The following is a 16,092-nucleotide window of genomic DNA, read 5'->3' on the forward strand; positions in this document are numbered from 1 at the left end:
CATGACGCGGTCCATGCGGTCCGCGACGGGCAAGAGTCAAAGAAACACAATGCAACATCACGATCCAGTCGGCACCCGGGAGGGCGAAACAGAGGCGGCTTCAGCGGCGCTGAAAAACCGTCTCGCAGTCGCGGAAAACGTTCTGGTAACACTGACGGTTGACCTCGACGACCAACTTCGCTTCGCCAGCGGCCTAGTCGCGCTGACTGACCGCAGGCTGATTGCGCTCGAACCGGACACCCAGGGCGGCGAAAAGTGGCGTGAGTGGCCACTGACCGACGCGGCGCTGGAGCTGCGTCTTTCCGACCATTCGGGCGTCGGAACCCTTGATTTGACGGGGCCCGCGGGCCGTCTGGGCCGCTGGCGCTACACGCTGGGCCACCAGGTCGCGGCGCTGCGACTGCTCAAGTTGTTCGGACAGCGAACGCAGGGTGTCGCCAAGGAGACGCCGGCAGCCGCTGACGCCATCGACGGCGCCGACGCTGAAGAAGGCGCCATCGACACCGAGATACAAACGCCCCCGTCGACCTGGGTGCTGTTACGTTTGGGCCGTTTTGCCGGGCCGTACCGCAAGCAGTTGATCCTCGGTTTTATCCTGACCCTGATTTCGACCGCCGCCACGCTGGTGCCGCCGTACCTGACCATCCCGCTGATGGACGACATCCTGATCCCGTTCCAGAACGGCCAGAAGATCGACACCCTGCGCGTGGGCCTGTACCTGGGCGGGCTGCTGATCGCGGCGCTGGTCGGCTGGGGCCTGGGCTGGGCGCGCACCTACCTGCTGGCGCTGGTGTCGGAGCGCATCGGCGCCGACCTGCGCACCACCACCTACGAGCACCTGCTGACCCTGCCGCTGGACTATTTCGGCGGCAAGCGCACCGGCGACCTGATGTCGCGCATCGGCTCCGAAACCGACCGCATCAACGTCTTCCTGTCGCTGCACGCGCTCGATTTCGCCAACGACGTGCTGATGATCGTGATGACCGCGGTCATCCTGTTTTCCATCAACCCGCTGCTGGCCGTGGTCACGCTGGTGCCGCTGCCGTTCATCGCCTGGATGATCCACGTGGTGCGCGACCGCCTGCGCACCGGCTTCGAGAAGATCGACCGCGTCTGGTCCGAGGTGACCAACGTGCTGGCCGACACCATTCCCGGCATCCGCGTGGTCAAGGCCTTTGCGCAGGAACGCCGCGAGGCCGAGCGCTTTCGCGTGGCCAACGCCTACAACCTGCAGGTGAACGACAAGCTCAACCGCACCTGGTCGCTGTTCACGCCGACCGTGTCGCTGCTCACCGAAATCGGCCTGCTGGTGGTCTGGGCCTTCGGCATCTGGCAGGTGGCGCGCGGCAGCATCACGGTGGGCGTGCTCACGGCGTTCATCGCGTACATCGGGCGCTTCTACACGCGGCTCGACTCCATGAGCCGCATCGTCTCGGTCACGCAGAAGGCGGCGGCGGGCGCCAAGCGCATCTTCGACATCCTCGACCACGTGAGCAACGTGCCCGAGCCGGCCAACCCGGTGAAGGTGGAGCGCGTGCAGGGCCGCATCGAGATGAGCGGGCTGGGCTTTCGCTACGGCTCGCGCGCGGTCATCCACGACCTGGACCTGGTGATCGAGCCCGGCGAAATGATCGGCCTGGTCGGCCACAGCGGTTCGGGCAAGAGCACGCTGGTCAATTTGATCTGCCGCTTCTACGACGTGACCGACGGCGCCATCAAGGTCGACGGCACCGACATCCGCCGCTTCGCCGTGGCCGACTACCGCCGCCACGTGGGGCTGGTGCTGCAGGAGCCGTTCCTGTTCTTCGGCACCATCGCGCAGAACATCGCCTACGGCAAGCCCGACGCCACGCGCGAAGAGGTGGTGGCCGCCGCCCGCGCGGCGCACGCGCACGACTTCATCCTGCGCCTGCCGCACGGCTACGACTCGCTGGTGGGCGAGCGCGGGCAGGGCCTGTCGGGCGGCGAGCGCCAGCGCATCAGCATCGCGCGGGCGCTGCTGATCGACCCGCGCATCCTGATCCTGGACGAAGCCACCTCGGCGGTGGACACCGAGACCGAGAAAGAAATCCAGAAGGCGCTCGACAACCTCGTGCAGGGCCGCACCACCATCGCCATTGCGCACCGCTTGTCGACGCTGCGCAAGGCCGACCGCCTCGTGGTGATGGACCGCGGCGAGGTGGTGGAGGTCGGGCCGCACGACGAGCTGATGGCCCGGCAGGGCGCCTACTGGCGGCTGTACCAGGCGCAACTGCGCCAGGCCGACGACGACGCCAGCGAAGGCGCGGCCAACGAGCGCGCCGGCGCGCAGGCGCCGCTGCCGGTCACCCACGCAGCCCATCCAGCGGGGGACGCATGAACACCAACGCCATCAACGCCACCAATTCCAACGACACCCGACCCGGCTTCGAACTCGCGCGTGACAGCTTCGGCCGCCTCGTGCTGACCGACGCCCAGGGCGAGCGCCACGTGGGCATCACGCCCGTGCGCGCCTTTCCGCTGAGCGCGCCCGACCACGGCGTGTCGCTGGTCGGCGCGGAAGGCCGCGAGCTGGTGTGGATCGACGAGGTCGCCCTGCTGCCCGCGCCGGCCAGGGCGTTGCTGCAGGAAGAACTCGCGGTGCGCGACTTCGCGCCCACGCTGCGGCAGCTGCACAAGGTGTCCAGCTTCGGCGTGCCCAGCACCTGGACCGTGAGCACCGACCGCGGCGACACCACGTTCGTGCTCAAGGCCGAGGAAGACATTCGCCGGCTCGAAGGCGGCGCGCTGCTCATTGCCAGCGCGCACGGCGTGCAGTTCAGGATTCCCGACGTGAAGGACCTGGACCGCGCGTCGCGCAAGCTGCTCGAACGCTTTCTTTGAGCCGCTGCGGTTTGGGCTGGCGGGGCTGGCCGGGCTGAACCGTCGAGGCCGGCTCAGTCGCTCAGTCGCTCAGTTGCTCAATCGAGCAGGTCGGAATACTCGCCGCGCTCGTACGCGTCGGCCGTCTGCCAGGGCAGTGTCTTCGGCGCCGCGATGGCCGAGGCGGTCATGGTGTTGACCGAGGTGCCGTTGGCGTTGCGCTGCTCGATCTTGCGGGCGTAGCGGCCCGCCACGTCCCAGTCGATGCGCAGCGTGCTGTCGCCCTGCGGGAGCTCGTAGCGCTGCACGCCCTTGGCGCCGGCGCCCAGCGCCTTCATGCGCGGCAGGCTCGCCGGGTCGACCAGCCAGTACGCGTTGGCCCACGAGCCGCCGTAGCCCACGTTGCCGTAGTTGGCCTTGTCGACCTCGATCACCTTGCTCTGCTCGCGCAGCACCATGCCCACCTGCACCACGCCGGCCGCATCGCGGCGCAGCCACAGCGGCGCGGCCGTGTTGTCGGCGTGCGAGTGGCCGATGTGCACCTTGCCTTCGCGCGCCTCGTGGTCGTGGTCGGCGCGCAGCACCGGCGGCAGCTCGCGCTCGATCCACACCGTGCCGGCGCGGCGGAACATCAGGTCGGCGTAGCGGCTCTCGCGCTGCACGCCGTCCTTGCCGAGGGTCAGCACGTGGTGGCTGATGCGCAGGTTCTGGTCGGGAGCGGCAGCATCGCTCGCCACACCCGCCGCGCCGGCCGCGATGGAAAAGGCCGCGAGGCCCGTGGCGGCCAGCAGCGCCTTGAGGGTCGGGGAGGCGGTCACAGGCCAGCCGCTTCCTTGACCTTGTTGAACACCTTGATGTTCTCCATGGTGCCCTTGAAGATCTTCGAGCCCGCGCCGCCCGCGAACAGCATCACGTCGCCGCCGCCGTGCGTTTCCGTGCCGGGGGCGCCCAGGTTGATGCCGACTTCCTGCAGGAAGTTGTCGTCGGTGGTGTCCATCGCGCTCTGGTCGTCGCGGCTTGCGGCGCGGGCCGGGGCGATCCATTTCTTGTTGCCGTCTTCGGCGTTGATGTCGCTGCCGGCGGTCGCGTTGGGCCGGCCGCCGTTGCCGAACACCAGCGTGGTGTACGGCTTGCCGTCGGCCGCCTTCGTGGGCTTGCCGTCGGCATAGCCGTTGACCAGCCCCAGGATCGGGTTGCCGATCTTCGGATAGCCGTTGAACGCCACCGCGTGGTCGTGGTCGGCCGTGACCACCACCAGCGTGTTCTTCAGGCCCGGGTCCTTCTTGTTCATGTAGTCCAGCGCGGTCTGGATGGCCGCGTCGAAGGCCAGCGTGTCTTCCAGCGCGCGCTTGGCGTTGGTGCCGTGCAGCGCGTGGTCGATGCGCCCGCCCTCCACCATCAGGAAGAAGCCCTTGTCGTTCTTGCTGAGCACGCCGAGCGCCTTCTCGGTCATGTCCGACAGGCTGGGCTGGTCGAGGTTCTGCTTCACGCGATCCAGCTCGTAGGCCATCTCGCTCGAAGAGAACAGGCCCAGCAGCTTGCCGGTGGCGGCGGTGTCCACGGCCTTGAGCCTGGTGCCGTTGTCCACGTAGGTGTAGCCCTTGGCCGTCATCGCGGCCACCAGGTCGACGCCGTCGGTGCGCTTGGTGCCGGCGCCGGCCAGGTAGTTGCGCTGGCCGCCGCCCATCAGCACGTCGATGCCGTCGAGCAGCTTCGGGTTGTAGTTGGCATGGCCCGGTACGCTCTGCTCGGCGATGGTGTTGTAGCCGTTGCGGTTGCAGATGTGCGCGTAGGTGGTGGCCGGCGTGGCGTGGCCCACGCGCGTGGTCGACACCGCGCCCACCGCGCGCCCCTTGGCCTTGGCCAGCTCCAGCAGCGTGTCGGCGGCCTTGCCGTTGGTCGGCTGGCAGGTGGTGTTCTCGCCGTTGATGTACTGCTTGCCGGTGCTGTCGACGGCCACGGTGTCGCTGGACATCGAGATCACCTCGTTGCGCATCTTCACGCCGGTCATGTAGGCGGCCATGGAGGGCGCGCTGTCGGTGGTCTGGCCGTCGAGCGAGAAGGTCTTCACGCGCGCCGCGAAGGGCAGCGACTGCATCACGAGGTTGGCGCGCTCCGGGCTCACCAGCGAGCCGGGCTTGGCGGCCAGCTGCTTCTCGCCCTTGTAGATGCGCGCGGCGGTGACGGTGACGGGGCCCATGCCGTCGCCGAGGAAGAAGATGACGTTCTTGGCCTCGCCGGCGGCGTGGGCGCCCGTGGCCAGCGTGCCGGCGGCGGCGCAGACGAGCGCGGCCGCCAGGCGGACCGCACGCGCGTTGCGGGCATTGCGGACGTTTCCGGCATCGAGGTTGCGGATGGTGCGGTTCATGGTCGTGTTCATGGTTGTGTTCGTCCGTGGGTGCTCGCCGCCCCTCACAGGCCGACCGCCTTCCTGATCAGCCCGAACACGTCGGTGTTGGTGATGACGCCCGAGAAGTTCTCCGCGCCCATGCCCTGCGCGCCCAGGAACACGTCGGCGCCGCCGTGGGTCTCGGAGTCGCTCGCGGCGTCCGTCGGCACCACGGCCTCCTGCCGGTAGTCCTTGCTTTCCAGCTCGGTGCTGTCGATGGCGGCGCGCGTGGCCAGGCGCCGCGGGCCGTTGCCGAAGCCGATGATGGTGTACGGGTTGCCGTCGACGTCCTTGCTGGTCTTGCTGGTGTCCACGTAGTCCTTCACCAGGCCCAGCACGCCGGGCTTGCCGACTTCGGTCTTGCCGGTGCGCGCGGCATAGCCGTTGAGCTGCAGCGTGTGGTCGTGGTCGGCCGTGACCACCACCAGCGTGTTCTTCAGGCCGGGGTCGATGGCCTGCATCTTCTCCAGCGCCAGCTTGATGGCGTCGTCGAAGGCGCCGGTGTCCTGCAGCGCGCGGCGTGCGTTGGTGGCGTGCAGCGCGTGGTCGATGCGCCCGCCTTCCACCATCAGGAAGAAGCCCTTCTTGCGCGCGGCCAGCGCGTCGATGGCCTTGCCGGTCATCTCGGCCAGGCTCGGCTCCTTGGCGGCATCGCGGTCCAGGTCGTAGGCCATGTGGCTCTTGGTGAAGAGGCCGGCGATCTTGGTGGTGCCGTCCACCGGCAGCTTGTCGAACTCACCGCGGGTGGCGGCGTAGCTGTACTTGGCCGTCTTCAACTCGGCGACCAGGTTGCGCTTGTCGTTGCGCTTGCCGCCGTCTTCCTTGGTGGTGAAGTAGTCGCTGCCGCCGCCGAAGAACACGTCCACGCCGTCGCCCAGCTTGGCGTTGTAGCCCGCGCCGCCCGGCACCAGCGCCGCGGCGATGGTGTTCTCGGCGTCGCGGTGGCACACGTGCGAGTAGGTGGCCGCGGGCGTGGCGTGCGTGATGCGCGTGGTGGTCACCACGCCGGTGGCGTAGCCCTCGGCCTTGCTCTGCTCCAGCAGCGTTTCCACGGCCTGGCCGTTGCCCGAGGGGCAGGTGCTGTCGAAGGCGACGTGGTAGGCCTTGCCCGACGCATCGGTGGCCTTGGTGTCCGCGCTCATGGAGATGACTTCGTTGTTCATCTTCACGCCGGTCATGTAGGCCGACATCGAGGGGGCGCTGTCGGTCACCTGGGCGTCGTTCGAATAGGTGTGCACGAAGGCGGTCTCGGGCAGCGTGTCCATCGTGAGGTCGCCGTCTTCGCCGACCTTGTAGATGCGCGCCGCGGTCATGGTGGTGATGCCCATGCCGTCGCCCAGGAAGAACAGCACGTTCTTCTGCGCCGGCGGCTGCGTGGCCGGCGGCGTGGTCGTGGGCGGAATGAACGGCAGGCCGGGGGCGGTGTTGTTGCTGCCGCCGCAGGCTGTCAGCACCAATGAAGCGCCCAGCAGCGCGGGGGCGATAAAGCGTCGAGTCATGCAACTCCCTCGGATGGTTGTTCGTGCGGCGCGCCTGGTGCGCGCTGCGTCCGGGTGCAATCTAAAGATTGCAAATGACTCGGCCGTGACGTCGCTCTATATCAGAGAACCATCTTTCATTTCTTAGTAGGGAATGATGAAATGAAGGCGGCGCTCAGCGCCCCTCGAACCACCGCAGCGTGGCCGCGCCGGCCGCCGCCGCCACGCCGCTCACCACCGTGCCCCACGCGATGTCGATGAACGACAGCGCCAGCGGCCAGTTGCGGATCACCGCCAGGTTGGTCAGGTCGTAGGTGGCGTAGCAGAACAGGCCGAAGAGCCCGCCCATCAGCGCGGCGCGCATCACGCCCTGCGCCGCCAGGCCCGGCACGATCGCGAACACCAGCAGCCCGATCGGGTAGGCCAGGTAGAACACCGCGGCGAAGGCCAGGCGCGGGTTCGGCGACATCAGGTCGCCCATGGCCTCCTGGTACATGCCCTTGGCGATCACGCCGAGCCAGATCATGTCGATGACCAGCAGCACCACGAAGGTGACCGCCCATGCAACCAGGTGTTTAGTGCTCATTCGCGGGATCGTATCCGTGGCCCGCACGCAGCCTGCGAAAATTGCGCCTTTGGACTACAGCGGCCCCGCCGCTCGCGGATATGCCCCTGCACACCACCGCCCTCGTTCTGTTCTCCGGCGGCCAGGACTCCACCACCTGCCTGGCCGACGCGCTCTCGAAGTACCAGCGCGTCGAAACCCTGGGCTTCGACTACGGGCAGCGCCACCGGGTGGAGCTCGACGTGCGCGGCACCATCCTCTCGAAGATGCGCGAGCGCTTCCCCGACTGGGCGCCGCGCCTGGGCGAAGACCACGTGCTCACGCTGGCCGCGCTGGCGCAGCTGGGCGGCTCCTCGCTCACTGAAGAAGTGGCCTTCGCCATGCAGGCCGACGGCCTGCCCAACACCTTCGTGCCGGGGCGCAACCTGCTGTTTCTCACGCTGGCCGGCGCGCTGGCGTACCGGCGCGGGCTGCAGGTGATCGTCACCGGCGTGTGCGAGACCGACTTCTCGGGCTACCCCGACTGCCGCGACGACACCATGAAGGCCATGCAGCTGGCGCTGTCGCTCGGGCTGGAGCGCCGCCTGGTCATCGAGACACCGCTGATGTGGATCGACAAGGCCGAAACCTGGCAGATGGCGCATCGCCTGGGCGGCGAGCCGCTGGTCGAGCTGATCGTGGAAGAAACCCACACCTGCTACCTGGGCGACCGCGAGCACCGCCAGGCCTGGGGCTACGGCTGCGGCACCTGCCCCGCCTGCGACCTGCGCAAGCGGGGTTGGGAGCGCTACGTGGGTGACGCCGCGGCAGCCTAGGTTGCCGCGGTGACGGGCAGGGCGACCGCGGCGGTATTGAGCCGGTAGCGCGCGCCGCTGGCTGTGCCCTTGCCCGTGCCTCCCGCGCTTGCCGTGCCTTCTTCCTGCGGCACCAGCGTCCACCGCTGGTTGTGAAAGTCGCCCACCGCCGCGCGGTGCGCAATCGACACCATCGCCCCGCCCGCGGCCTGCACCGTGTCCGCCAGGCGCTTGTAGAGCACGCTCTCGGCCTGCGCGTCGAGCGCGCTGGTGATCTCGTCCGCGAACAGCCATGCCGGCTTCTTCAGCAGCACCCGTGCGATGGCCAGGCGCTGCTGCTCGCCGCCCGAAAGCTTCTGGCTCCAGGCGTCGCTGTCGTCCAGCCGGCCGGCCAGGTCGGGCAGCAGGGCGTCGGCCAGGGCCTGGCGCAGTTGCTCGTCGCTGAAGCTGCTGGCCGGGTTGGGGTAGGTCAGCGCGTCGCGCAGCTTGCCGTCGGGCACGTAGGGGCGTTGCGGCATGAAGGCGACGTTGTCGGGCACGTCCATGCGCCCCTTGGAGAACGGCCAGATGCCCGCGAACGAGCGGAACAGCGTCGACTTGCCGCTGCCCGAAGGGCCTTGCAGCAGCACGCTGTCGCCGGGCTTCACCGCCAGCGCGGCGCCCGCGAGCAACGGCGTGCCGTTGGGCAGCGCCACCGCGAGGTCGTCGGTGCGCAGCACGGACGCCGGGGTGCGCTGCAGGCCGTCTTCGCGCTCGGCATGGGCGCGCATGCCGTCGTCGAAGCTGGTCAGCCGGTCGGTGGTGGCGCGCCACACGGCCACGCTGTCGTAGTTGTCGACGAACCAGCTCAGCGACTCCTGCACCTTGCCGAAGGCCGAGCCGATCTGCATCAGGTGGCCCAGCTGGAAGGCGCCGCCGAAATACTGCTGCCCCGCCACCAGGAACGGAAAGATCACCGCCGCCTGGCCGAAGAACGAGGTGAAGGTGACCAGGTTCTTCTGCTGCTTGATCAGCTGCAGGTAGTTGCGCAGCACGTCGCCGAAGCGCAGGTCGAGCTGCTCGCGCTCCACTTTCTCGCCCTTGTCCAGCGCAATGGCCTCGCTGTATTCGCGCACCCGCACCAGGTGGTGGCGAAAGTCGGCCTCGAAGCGCTGCTGCGTGAAGTTCAGCTTGATCAGCGGGCGGCCGATGAAGTGCGTGATGACCGTGCCGAGAATCGAATAGCCCAGCGCCACCCACACCATCGCGCCCACCACCTGGTACGTGGTGCCGTGGAAGCTGAACGAGAAGTTGCCCGACAGCGCCCACAGCAGCCCGATGAAGCTCATCAGCGTGACCACTGCGTTCAGCAGGCCCATCGACAGCGTCATCGTGGCGCTGGTGAAGATCTGCATGTCTTCCTGCAGGCGCTGGTCGGGGTTGTCGGGCGTGTTGCTCTCCTTGCCGTCCTTGCCCGCCTTGCCTGCATAGCGCGCCAGTTCCAGGTGATAGAAGGTGCGGTCGCTCATCCAGCGCGTGAGGTAGCTGCGCGTCATCCACGAGCGCCAGCGCAGCTGCAGCAGCTGCGTCACGTAGAACTTCAGCACCTGCACCGCGATGTTGGCGAAGGCGATCCAGCCGAACACGCCCACCTCGTGCCAGAACACCACCGCGTTCTTGTTCTGCAACGCGTCGTAGAAGCGCCCGTACCACTCGTTGCCCAGCACCGCCACGTACACGTAGAACAGGTTCAGCGCGACGATGGTCAGCAGCATGGCGCGGGCGCGCCATTTTTCCTCGGACTGGAAGTAGGGCGCCGCGAGCCTGAAGACGCGGCGCAGCACCTGCATGAGGGAGCCCGCGCGCGCTGTGACGGATGAAGACATTCGGTTTTTCCTCGCAGGCGCTCGCGCGCCGATCATCGTGAGGAAAACATAGTAGACAAATGTTTCTTAAACCGGCCTGAAATCTGAGCATCGATATGCGGCGCCCGCGTTCACATGGGCATTCAAGCGGTCATTCCACAGACCGCGCTCAGCGAAGCATCACCCTCGCCGCCGTCGTGAGGAAGTGCGCCAGCGGCGGCGTCTTCAGCCCCTCGACCTTCGCTTCCTCGTCCCACAGCCGCAGGCGCACCGCGTCCGCGGCCCATTCGAGCGCGGCGAAGCGCCGGGCCGCCTCGTCGTCCATCGGGCCGCCCTGCAGGGCCAGGCTGCGCACCGAGTCGGGCGAAAGCCTGGAGAAGTAGTCGGCCCGCGTGGCGCACAGGTAGCGCTTGGCGTCCACGTGCAGGCGAATCGGCTCGCGCACGTCGGTGTCGAAGGCGCCGCGCAGCAGGGGCAGGGCGATGTACTGGTGGCGGTCGTCGATGCCCAGTTCGGTGGGCGACCGGGTCAGCGTCTGGTGCTCGGCGATCAGCAGGTGGCCCAGGTCGTGCAGCAGCGCGGCCGTGACCAGCGCGTCGGTCGCGCCGGCCTGCTCGGCCAGCCAGGCGCATTGCAGCGCGTGCTCGGTCTGCGACACCGCTTCGCCCGCGTAGGCCACGTCGCCCCGTTCGGCGAACAGGCGGGCAATCTCGGCAAGGTCGAGTTTCATGAAAAGAGGAACAGGCAGGCGAGGCGGGAGCACGTGCGACAGCCTGCGCAGTCTGCGACGAAACGGTGACAGGCGCATGACGAAGCCGGCTGCGGCCTGCCTGCAAATCGCCGACCCACCCCCCGTTTCAAGCGCCGTTTTGGGTATTTGGGGATTTTTGAGGCATCTGACAAATCCCTGTCACATGCCGCTGCCAGCATCGCCCGCATTCGCCGCACCGGACCGCTTGCGTACTTTGGCTTGACTGTTCGTGTGCCTTCGCACCGTGTTCTTTTTTCGCTTTCCCTCGACTCCCCAAGGAACCCTCACCATGCTGCACCGTCAACTCCGCTGGGCCTTCGTGCCGGCCGCCCTGTTCTCGCTGGCTTTCGCCGCATCGGCCCAGGGCCGCACCGAACTGCTGGTGTACACCGCGCTCGAAGCCGACCAGGTGCAGGCCTACAAGGCCGCCTTCGAAAAGGAAAACCCGAGCATCGAGCTGAAGTTCGTGCGCGACTCCACCGGCATCGTCACCGCCAAGCTGCTGGCCGAAAAGGCCAACCCGCAGGCCGACGTGGTGTGGGGCCTGGCCGCCACCTCGCTGATGCTGCTGGACAAGGAAGGCATGCTCCAGCCCTACGCGCCCAAGGGCCTGGACGCCATCAAGCCCACCATGCGCGACCCGGCCAGCCCGCCCAAGTGGGTCGGCATGGACGTGTGGTCGTCGGCCATCTGCTTCAACACCGCCGAAGCGACCAAGAAGAACCTGCCCAAGCCCACCAGCTGGGCCGACCTGACCAACCCGGTCTACAAGGGCCAGATCACCATGCCCAACCCCGCTGCCTCTGGCACCGGCTACCTGATGGTGTCGGGCTGGATCCAGATGATGGGCGAGGAGAACGCCTGGAAGTACATGGACGCGCTGCACCAGAACATCGGCATCTACAGCCAGTCGGGCAGCAAGCCCTGCCGCCAGGCCGGCGCCGGCGAGTTCGCGCTGGGCATGTCCTTCGAATACCGTGCCAACAAGACCAAGCGCGACGGCGCGCCCATCGACATCGTGCTGCCCAAGGAAGGCCTGGGCTGGGACATGGAAGCCACCGGCATCATCAAGACCAGCAAGAAGCAGGACGCCGCCAAGGCCCTGGCCGACTGGGCCGTCACCAGGCAGGCCAACGAGCTGTACGCGAAGAACTTCGCCGTGCTCGCGCTGCCGGGCATCCAGGAAAAGCTGGAGTTCGTGCCGGGCGACGTCGAGAAGCTGCTCGCCAAGAACGACTTCACCTGGGCTGCCGCCAACCGCGACCGCATCCTGACGGAGTGGTCCAAGCGCTACGAGTCGAAGTCGGAAAAGAAGCCGCTCTGAGCTCGACGAGAACGACGCGTACGACACTCACACGAAGCGGACCCTGGCCATGACGAGCAGTAGCAGCAGCTTTCTTTCCCTTCGCGGCATCGGCAAGTCCTTTGGCGCCACCCGCGTGCTCGACGGCATCGACCTGGACATCGAGCCCGGCGAGTTCGTGTGCCTGCTCGGCCCTTCGGGCTGCGGCAAGACCACGTTGCTGCGCATCGTGTGCGGCATCGAGCGCGCCGACAGCGGCCAGATCCTGCTGGGCGGCCAGGACATCGCGGGGCTGCCGCCGGCGGCGCGCGGCTTCGGGGTGGTGTTCCAGTCGTACGCGCTGTTTCCCAACCTCACGGCGGCGCAGAACATCGCCTACGGCCTGCACCCCACCGGGGCGCTGGCCCGCGAAATGGCCAAGCGCTCGCGCGAAATGCTCGACCTGGTCGGTCTCACCGCGCATGCCGACAAGTACCCCGTGCAGCTCTCGGGCGGCCAGCAGCAGCGCATCGCACTCGCGCGCGCGTTGGCGCCCAACCCGCGCCTGCTGCTGCTCGACGAGCCGCTCTCCGCGCTCGACGCGCAGGTGCGCGCCAGCCTGCGCAGCGAGATCCGCGCGCTGCAGAAGCGCCTGGGCATCGTCACCATCATGGTCACGCACGACCAGGAAGAAGCCCTGTCGATGGCCGACCGCGTGGTGCTGATGCACAACGGCCGCATCGAGCAGGCCGGCACCCCCGACGAGCTGTACCGCCAGCCGCGCACCCGTTTCGTGGCCGGCTTTGTCGGCCGCATGAACATGCTGCCCGCCACCGTGCTCGCCGACGGCAAGGTGCGCGTGCGCGACAGCGAGCTGTTCTGCGCGCCCGGCAATCTCAGCGTGGGTTCGCAGGCCACCGTGGGCATTCGGCCCGAGCACGTGGTGGTGTCGCGCTTCGGCTCCGAGCTGGGCGCCAACAGCTTCGCGGCGCGCCTGCTCGACACCGAGTTCTTCGGCAACCGCACCTCGGCCCGCCTGGCTTGCGAACCGTTGGGCATCGAGATCGAAGCCGAACTGCCGGCCGATGCGCGTGGCGGTGGCGGGGAGCCTTTGGTGCCCAGCAGCATGGTGCATATCCAGTTGCCCTTGAATGCGCTGTCTGTGTTGGCGCATTGAGATGGGACGCTGCCTCTTGATTTTTTCCGCTGGTCCAGGGCAGTCGTTGGTCGGCCTGTTCGGCCGTCCCGAACAAATGCAGCCGGAATCCAGATGACCAGCTCTCAACAAACAGCCGTCGTGCCGCTGGCGTTCACGCGCACCAGCGCGTTCGACCGTGAACGCTGGCTCACCGGCGCCGCGGTCTTGCTGATGGTGCTGCTGCTGGTCGTGATCGTCGCGCTGCCGGTCGGCGCGCTGGTCGGCCAGAGCTTCTTCGACAAGGCGGGTGCGTTCGTCGGCCTGGCCAACTTCGCGCGCTACCTCGACAACCCCGCGCTCGTGCAGTCGGCCTTCAACAGCCTGGGGCTCGCGGCGCTCAGTGCCGTCATCTGCACCGCCATCGCCTACGTGTACGCCTACGGCCTCACGCTCTCCTGCATGCCCGCCAAGGGCCTGCTGCGCGCCGTGGCGCTGGTGCCGCTGCTCGCGCCTTCGCTGCTGCCGGCCATCAGCCTCGTGTACCTCTTCGGCAACCAGGGCCTGTTCAAGGGCCTGCTGGGCGACGTGTCGATCTACGGGCCGCTGGGCATCGTGCTGGGCTCGGTGTTCTGGACGCTGCCGCATGCGCTGCTCATTCTCACCACCGCCATGGCGACCTCCGACGGCCGGCTGTACGAGGCCGCGCAGACGCTGGGTGCCTCGCGCTGGCGCATCTTTCGCACCGTGACGCTGCCCGCGTCGCGCTACGGTCTCATCGTGGCCGCGATGGTGGTGTTCGTGCTCGTCATCACCGACTTCGGCGTGCCCAAGGTGGTGGGCGGGCAGACCGGCGTGCTCGCCACCGACATCTACAAGCAGGTGGTGGGGCAGCAGAACTTCCAGATGGGCGCCGTGGTCGGGCTGGTGCTGCTCATTCCCGCGGTGCTGTCGTTCCTTGTCGAGCGGCGCGTGCGCAGCAAGCAGGCGGCCGCGCTGTCGGCGCGCGCCACGCCGTACCAGCCCGAGCCGGTGCGCGTGCGCGACCGCGCGCTGCTCGCGTTCTGCGTGCTCACGGCCTGCGCTATCCTCGTGATGATCGGCATGGCCGTGTTCGCATCGCTGGCCACCTACTGGCCCTACAAGCTCACGCCCTCGCTGAAGAACTACGACTTCAGCAACATGGACGGCGGCGGCTGGGGCAGCTACTTCAACTCGCTGCGCCTGGCCGTGTGCGCCGCGGTGGCCGGCGCGTTCGCGACCTTCGTGTCGGCCTACCTGGTGGAAAAGCCGCGCCACTTCGGCCTGCTGCGCGAGCTGCTCAACCTGCTGGCCAACCTGCCGCTGGCGGTGCCGGGGCTGGTGCTGGGCGTGGGCTACATCTTCTTCTTCATCTCGCCGGCGAACCCGCTGCGCGCCATCTACGGCAGCATGACCATCCTGGTGGTGTGCACCGTGGCGCACTTCTTCTCGGTGGCCCACCTCACCTCGCTCACCGCGCTGCGCCAGCTCGACCGCGAGTACGAGCTGGTGTCCGAGTCGATGGGCGTGCCCTTCTGGCGCACGCTGTGGCGCGTGCACCTGCCGGTGGCGCTGCCCACCGTGCTCAACGTGGGCGGCTACTTCTTCGTCAACGCGATGACCACCGTGTCGGCCGTCGTGTTCCTCTATTCGCCGCAGACCTCGCTGGCCGCCGTTGCCGTGCTGAACATGGACGACGCCGGCGACGTCGCGCCCGCCGCGGCCATGGCCTCGCTCATCATGCTCACCGCCGCCGCCGGCCGCGGCGTGTTCGCGCTGGCGGGGCACTGGACGCTGGCGCGCACCCAGGCCTGGAGACACCGGTAATGCCCGCAACCCCCTACAGCAACCACGGCTTCGACCTCATCGTCGTCGGCGCCGGCATCGTCGGCCTCGCCCACGCCTACACCGCCGCGCTGCGCGGCCTGAAGGTGTGCGTGGTCGAGCGCGACGCGGCCGCCATTGGCGCGTCGATCCGAAACTTCGGCTTCATCACCATCACCGGCCAGGCGCCGGGCGACACCTGGCGCCGCGCCATGCATGCGCGCGAGGTGTGGCAGCAGGTTGCGCCGTACGCGGGCATCGACATCGTGCACCGCAACCTCTGGCTCGCGGCCTACCGGCCCGAAGCGCACGACGTGCTCGAGGCCTTCATGCGCACGCCCATGGGCGAGGCCTGCGAGCTGCTCGACGCGGCCGACGCGCAGGCCAAGGCGCCCGCGCTGAGCCTGGCCGATGCGTGCTCGGTGCTGTACAGCCCGCACGAGTTGCGCGTGGAGTCGCGCACCGCCATCGGCCTGCTTTCGAAGTGGCTGGCCGAGGCGCACGGCGTGACCTTCCGCTACGGCGAGGCCGTGCTCGAGGTGCAGGCGCCGCGCGTGCGCACCTCGCGCGGCACCCTGCATGCCGAACGCGTGGTGGTGTGCACCAACACCGACCTGAACGGCCTGTTCGCCGAGCGCATTGCCGCGCACGAACTCACGCTGTGCCGCCTGCAGATGCTGCGCGTGAAGCCCGAGGCCGGCTTTCGCCTGCCGGGCTCGGTGATGATGGACCTGAGCCTGGTGCGCTACGAGGGCTACAGCACCTTGCCCGAGGCCGCCGCCCTGCGCGCGCGGCTGCAGCAGGAAGAGGCCGCCTCGCTGGCGCACGGCATCCACCTCATCGTGGTGCAGAGCGCCGACGGCTCGCTGGTGGTGGGCGATTCGCACCACTACGCCGACGCGCCCGAGCCCTTCGCCATGGAAGAGGTCGACCAGCTCATCCTGCGCCACCTGCGCAGCACGCTCAACCTGGAGACCGCGCAGATCACCGAGCGCTGGACCGGCGTGTACCCCTCGTCGAAGACCACGCCTTGCGTGATCGACGCGCCCGACGACGCCACGCGCGTGGTGCTGGTCACCAGCGGCAGCGGCGCGAGCACCGGCTTCGGCATTGCGCACGACGTGCTCGACGCCTGGTGAATCGAACTTAGGGGCGCGGGTGTTGCACG

The 16,092-nt window shown here is 68.2% G+C and carries 13 protein-coding genes; 7 read left to right on the plus strand and 6 right to left on the minus strand.

What is annotated here, in order from left to right; translation table 11 throughout:
- Positions 1–49: 49 nt before the first annotated feature.
- The gene (locus tag AB6807_RS16910) at positions 50–2,359 is read left to right on the plus strand and encodes an ABC transporter ATP-binding protein (RefSeq protein ID WP_371085470.1); all 2,310 of its coding nucleotides are present in this window, start codon (positions 50–52) and stop codon (positions 2,357–2,359) included.
- On the plus strand, positions 2,356–2,862 hold the full coding sequence (locus AB6807_RS16915; protein WP_371085471.1) for a DUF1854 domain-containing protein: 507 nt from the start codon (positions 2,356–2,358) through the stop codon (positions 2,860–2,862). The genes AB6807_RS16910 and AB6807_RS16915 overlap by 4 nt, the downstream gene beginning before the upstream one ends.
- 77 nt (positions 2,863–2,939) lie before the next feature.
- Here AB6807_RS16915 and AB6807_RS16920 read toward each other — a convergent pair whose 3' ends face one another.
- From AB6807_RS16920 to AB6807_RS16935, 4 genes are all read right to left on the minus strand, one after another.
- Complete coding sequence (locus AB6807_RS16920) at positions 2,940–3,659, minus strand: hypothetical protein (protein ID WP_371085472.1); 720 nt, start codon at positions 3,657–3,659, stop codon at positions 2,940–2,942.
- Entirely contained in the window at positions 3,656–5,209 is a 1,554-nt protein-coding gene (locus AB6807_RS16925) for an alkaline phosphatase (protein ID WP_371085643.1), read from the minus strand. Before AB6807_RS16925 ends, AB6807_RS16920 begins: the two co-directional genes overlap by 4 nt.
- A 44-nt stretch (positions 5,210–5,253) precedes the next feature.
- Positions 5,254–6,729 (minus strand): alkaline phosphatase, encoded by a 1,476-nt coding sequence (locus AB6807_RS16930; RefSeq protein ID WP_371085473.1) that lies wholly within the window; start codon positions 6,727–6,729, stop codon positions 5,254–5,256.
- A gap of 154 nt (positions 6,730–6,883) precedes the next feature.
- Positions 6,884–7,294, minus strand: coding sequence for a DUF2177 family protein (locus AB6807_RS16935; protein WP_116912311.1), 411 nt, complete (start codon positions 7,292–7,294; stop codon positions 6,884–6,886).
- Between the two features lie 80 nt (positions 7,295–7,374).
- Between AB6807_RS16935 and queC the strand changes: the two genes are divergently transcribed.
- Positions 7,375–8,088, plus strand: a complete 714-nt coding sequence (queC, locus tag AB6807_RS16940; protein WP_371085474.1) for a 7-cyano-7-deazaguanine synthase QueC — start codon at positions 7,375–7,377, stop codon at positions 8,086–8,088.
- On the opposite strand, the gene AB6807_RS16945 is transcribed toward queC, so the two are convergent.
- Both AB6807_RS16945 and AB6807_RS16950 read right to left on the minus strand, forming a co-directional pair.
- The gene (locus tag AB6807_RS16945; RefSeq protein WP_371085475.1) at positions 8,085–9,932 is read right to left on the minus strand and encodes an ABC transporter ATP-binding protein/permease; all 1,848 of its coding nucleotides are present in this window, start codon (positions 9,930–9,932) and stop codon (positions 8,085–8,087) included. The two genes, queC and AB6807_RS16945, sit on opposite strands and share 4 nt — an antisense overlap.
- Positions 9,933–10,080: 148 nt before the next feature.
- On the minus strand, positions 10,081–10,641 hold the full coding sequence (locus AB6807_RS16950; RefSeq protein WP_371085476.1) for a phosphonate degradation HD-domain oxygenase: 561 nt from the start codon (positions 10,639–10,641) through the stop codon (positions 10,081–10,083).
- A gap of 310 nt (positions 10,642–10,951) precedes the next feature.
- On the opposite strand from AB6807_RS16950, the gene AB6807_RS16955 reads away from it, so the two are divergent.
- The 4 genes from AB6807_RS16955 to AB6807_RS16970 all read left to right on the plus strand — a co-directional run bounded on the left by AB6807_RS16955 (position 10,952) and on the right by AB6807_RS16970 (position 16,063).
- Entirely contained in the window at positions 10,952–11,986 is a 1,035-nt protein-coding gene (locus AB6807_RS16955) for a putative 2-aminoethylphosphonate ABC transporter substrate-binding protein (protein ID WP_286513524.1), read from the plus strand.
- Positions 11,987–12,035: 49 nt separating this feature from the next.
- A complete protein-coding gene (locus AB6807_RS16960; RefSeq protein ID WP_207786784.1) occupies positions 12,036–13,121 on the plus strand; it encodes an ABC transporter ATP-binding protein in 1,086 nt (361 codons plus the stop codon).
- Between the two features lie 93 nt (positions 13,122–13,214).
- Positions 13,215–14,927, plus strand: a complete 1,713-nt coding sequence (locus AB6807_RS16965; RefSeq protein ID WP_286513517.1) for a putative 2-aminoethylphosphonate ABC transporter permease subunit — start codon at positions 13,215–13,217, stop codon at positions 14,925–14,927.
- The gene (locus AB6807_RS16970) at positions 14,927–16,063 is read left to right on the plus strand and encodes a TIGR03364 family FAD-dependent oxidoreductase (protein ID WP_371085477.1); all 1,137 of its coding nucleotides are present in this window, start codon (positions 14,927–14,929) and stop codon (positions 16,061–16,063) included. Before AB6807_RS16965 ends, AB6807_RS16970 begins: the two co-directional genes overlap by 1 nt.
- The last annotated feature ends 29 nt before the right edge of the window (positions 16,064–16,092 follow it).

This window comes from Variovorax sp. RCC_210 (genome assembly GCF_041355175.1).
Classification (GTDB): Bacteria; Pseudomonadota; Gammaproteobacteria; order Burkholderiales; family Burkholderiaceae_C; genus Variovorax.

Bases quoted from the DNA above. Each gene is read 5' to 3' on its own strand.
- AB6807_RS16910 (WP_371085470.1), top strand. From the start codon at position 50: ATGCAACATCACGATCCAGTCGGCACCCGGGAGGGCGAAACAGAGGCG.
- AB6807_RS16915 (WP_371085471.1), top strand. From the start codon at position 2,356: ATGAACACCAACGCCATCAACGCCACCAATTCCAACGACACCCGACCC.
- AB6807_RS16925 (WP_371085643.1), bottom strand. From the start codon at position 5,209: ATGAACCGCACCATCCGCAACCTCGATGCCGGAAACGTCCGCAATGCC.
- AB6807_RS16930 (WP_371085473.1), bottom strand. From the start codon at position 6,729: ATGACTCGACGCTTTATCGCCCCCGCGCTGCTGGGCGCTTCATTGGTG.
- AB6807_RS16935 (WP_116912311.1), bottom strand. From the start codon at position 7,294: ATGAGCACTAAACACCTGGTTGCATGGGCGGTCACCTTCGTGGTGCTG.
- queC (WP_371085474.1), top strand. From the start codon at position 7,375: ATGCCCCTGCACACCACCGCCCTCGTTCTGTTCTCCGGCGGCCAGGAC.
- AB6807_RS16945 (WP_371085475.1), bottom strand. From the start codon at position 9,932: ATGTCTTCATCCGTCACAGCGCGCGCGGGCTCCCTCATGCAGGTGCTG.
- AB6807_RS16950 (WP_371085476.1), bottom strand. From the start codon at position 10,641: ATGAAACTCGACCTTGCCGAGATTGCCCGCCTGTTCGCCGAACGGGGC.
- AB6807_RS16955 (WP_286513524.1), top strand. From the start codon at position 10,952: ATGCTGCACCGTCAACTCCGCTGGGCCTTCGTGCCGGCCGCCCTGTTC.
- AB6807_RS16960 (WP_207786784.1), top strand. From the start codon at position 12,036: ATGACGAGCAGTAGCAGCAGCTTTCTTTCCCTTCGCGGCATCGGCAAG.
- AB6807_RS16965 (WP_286513517.1), top strand. From the start codon at position 13,215: ATGACCAGCTCTCAACAAACAGCCGTCGTGCCGCTGGCGTTCACGCGC.
- AB6807_RS16970 (WP_371085477.1), top strand. From the start codon at position 14,927: ATGCCCGCAACCCCCTACAGCAACCACGGCTTCGACCTCATCGTCGTC.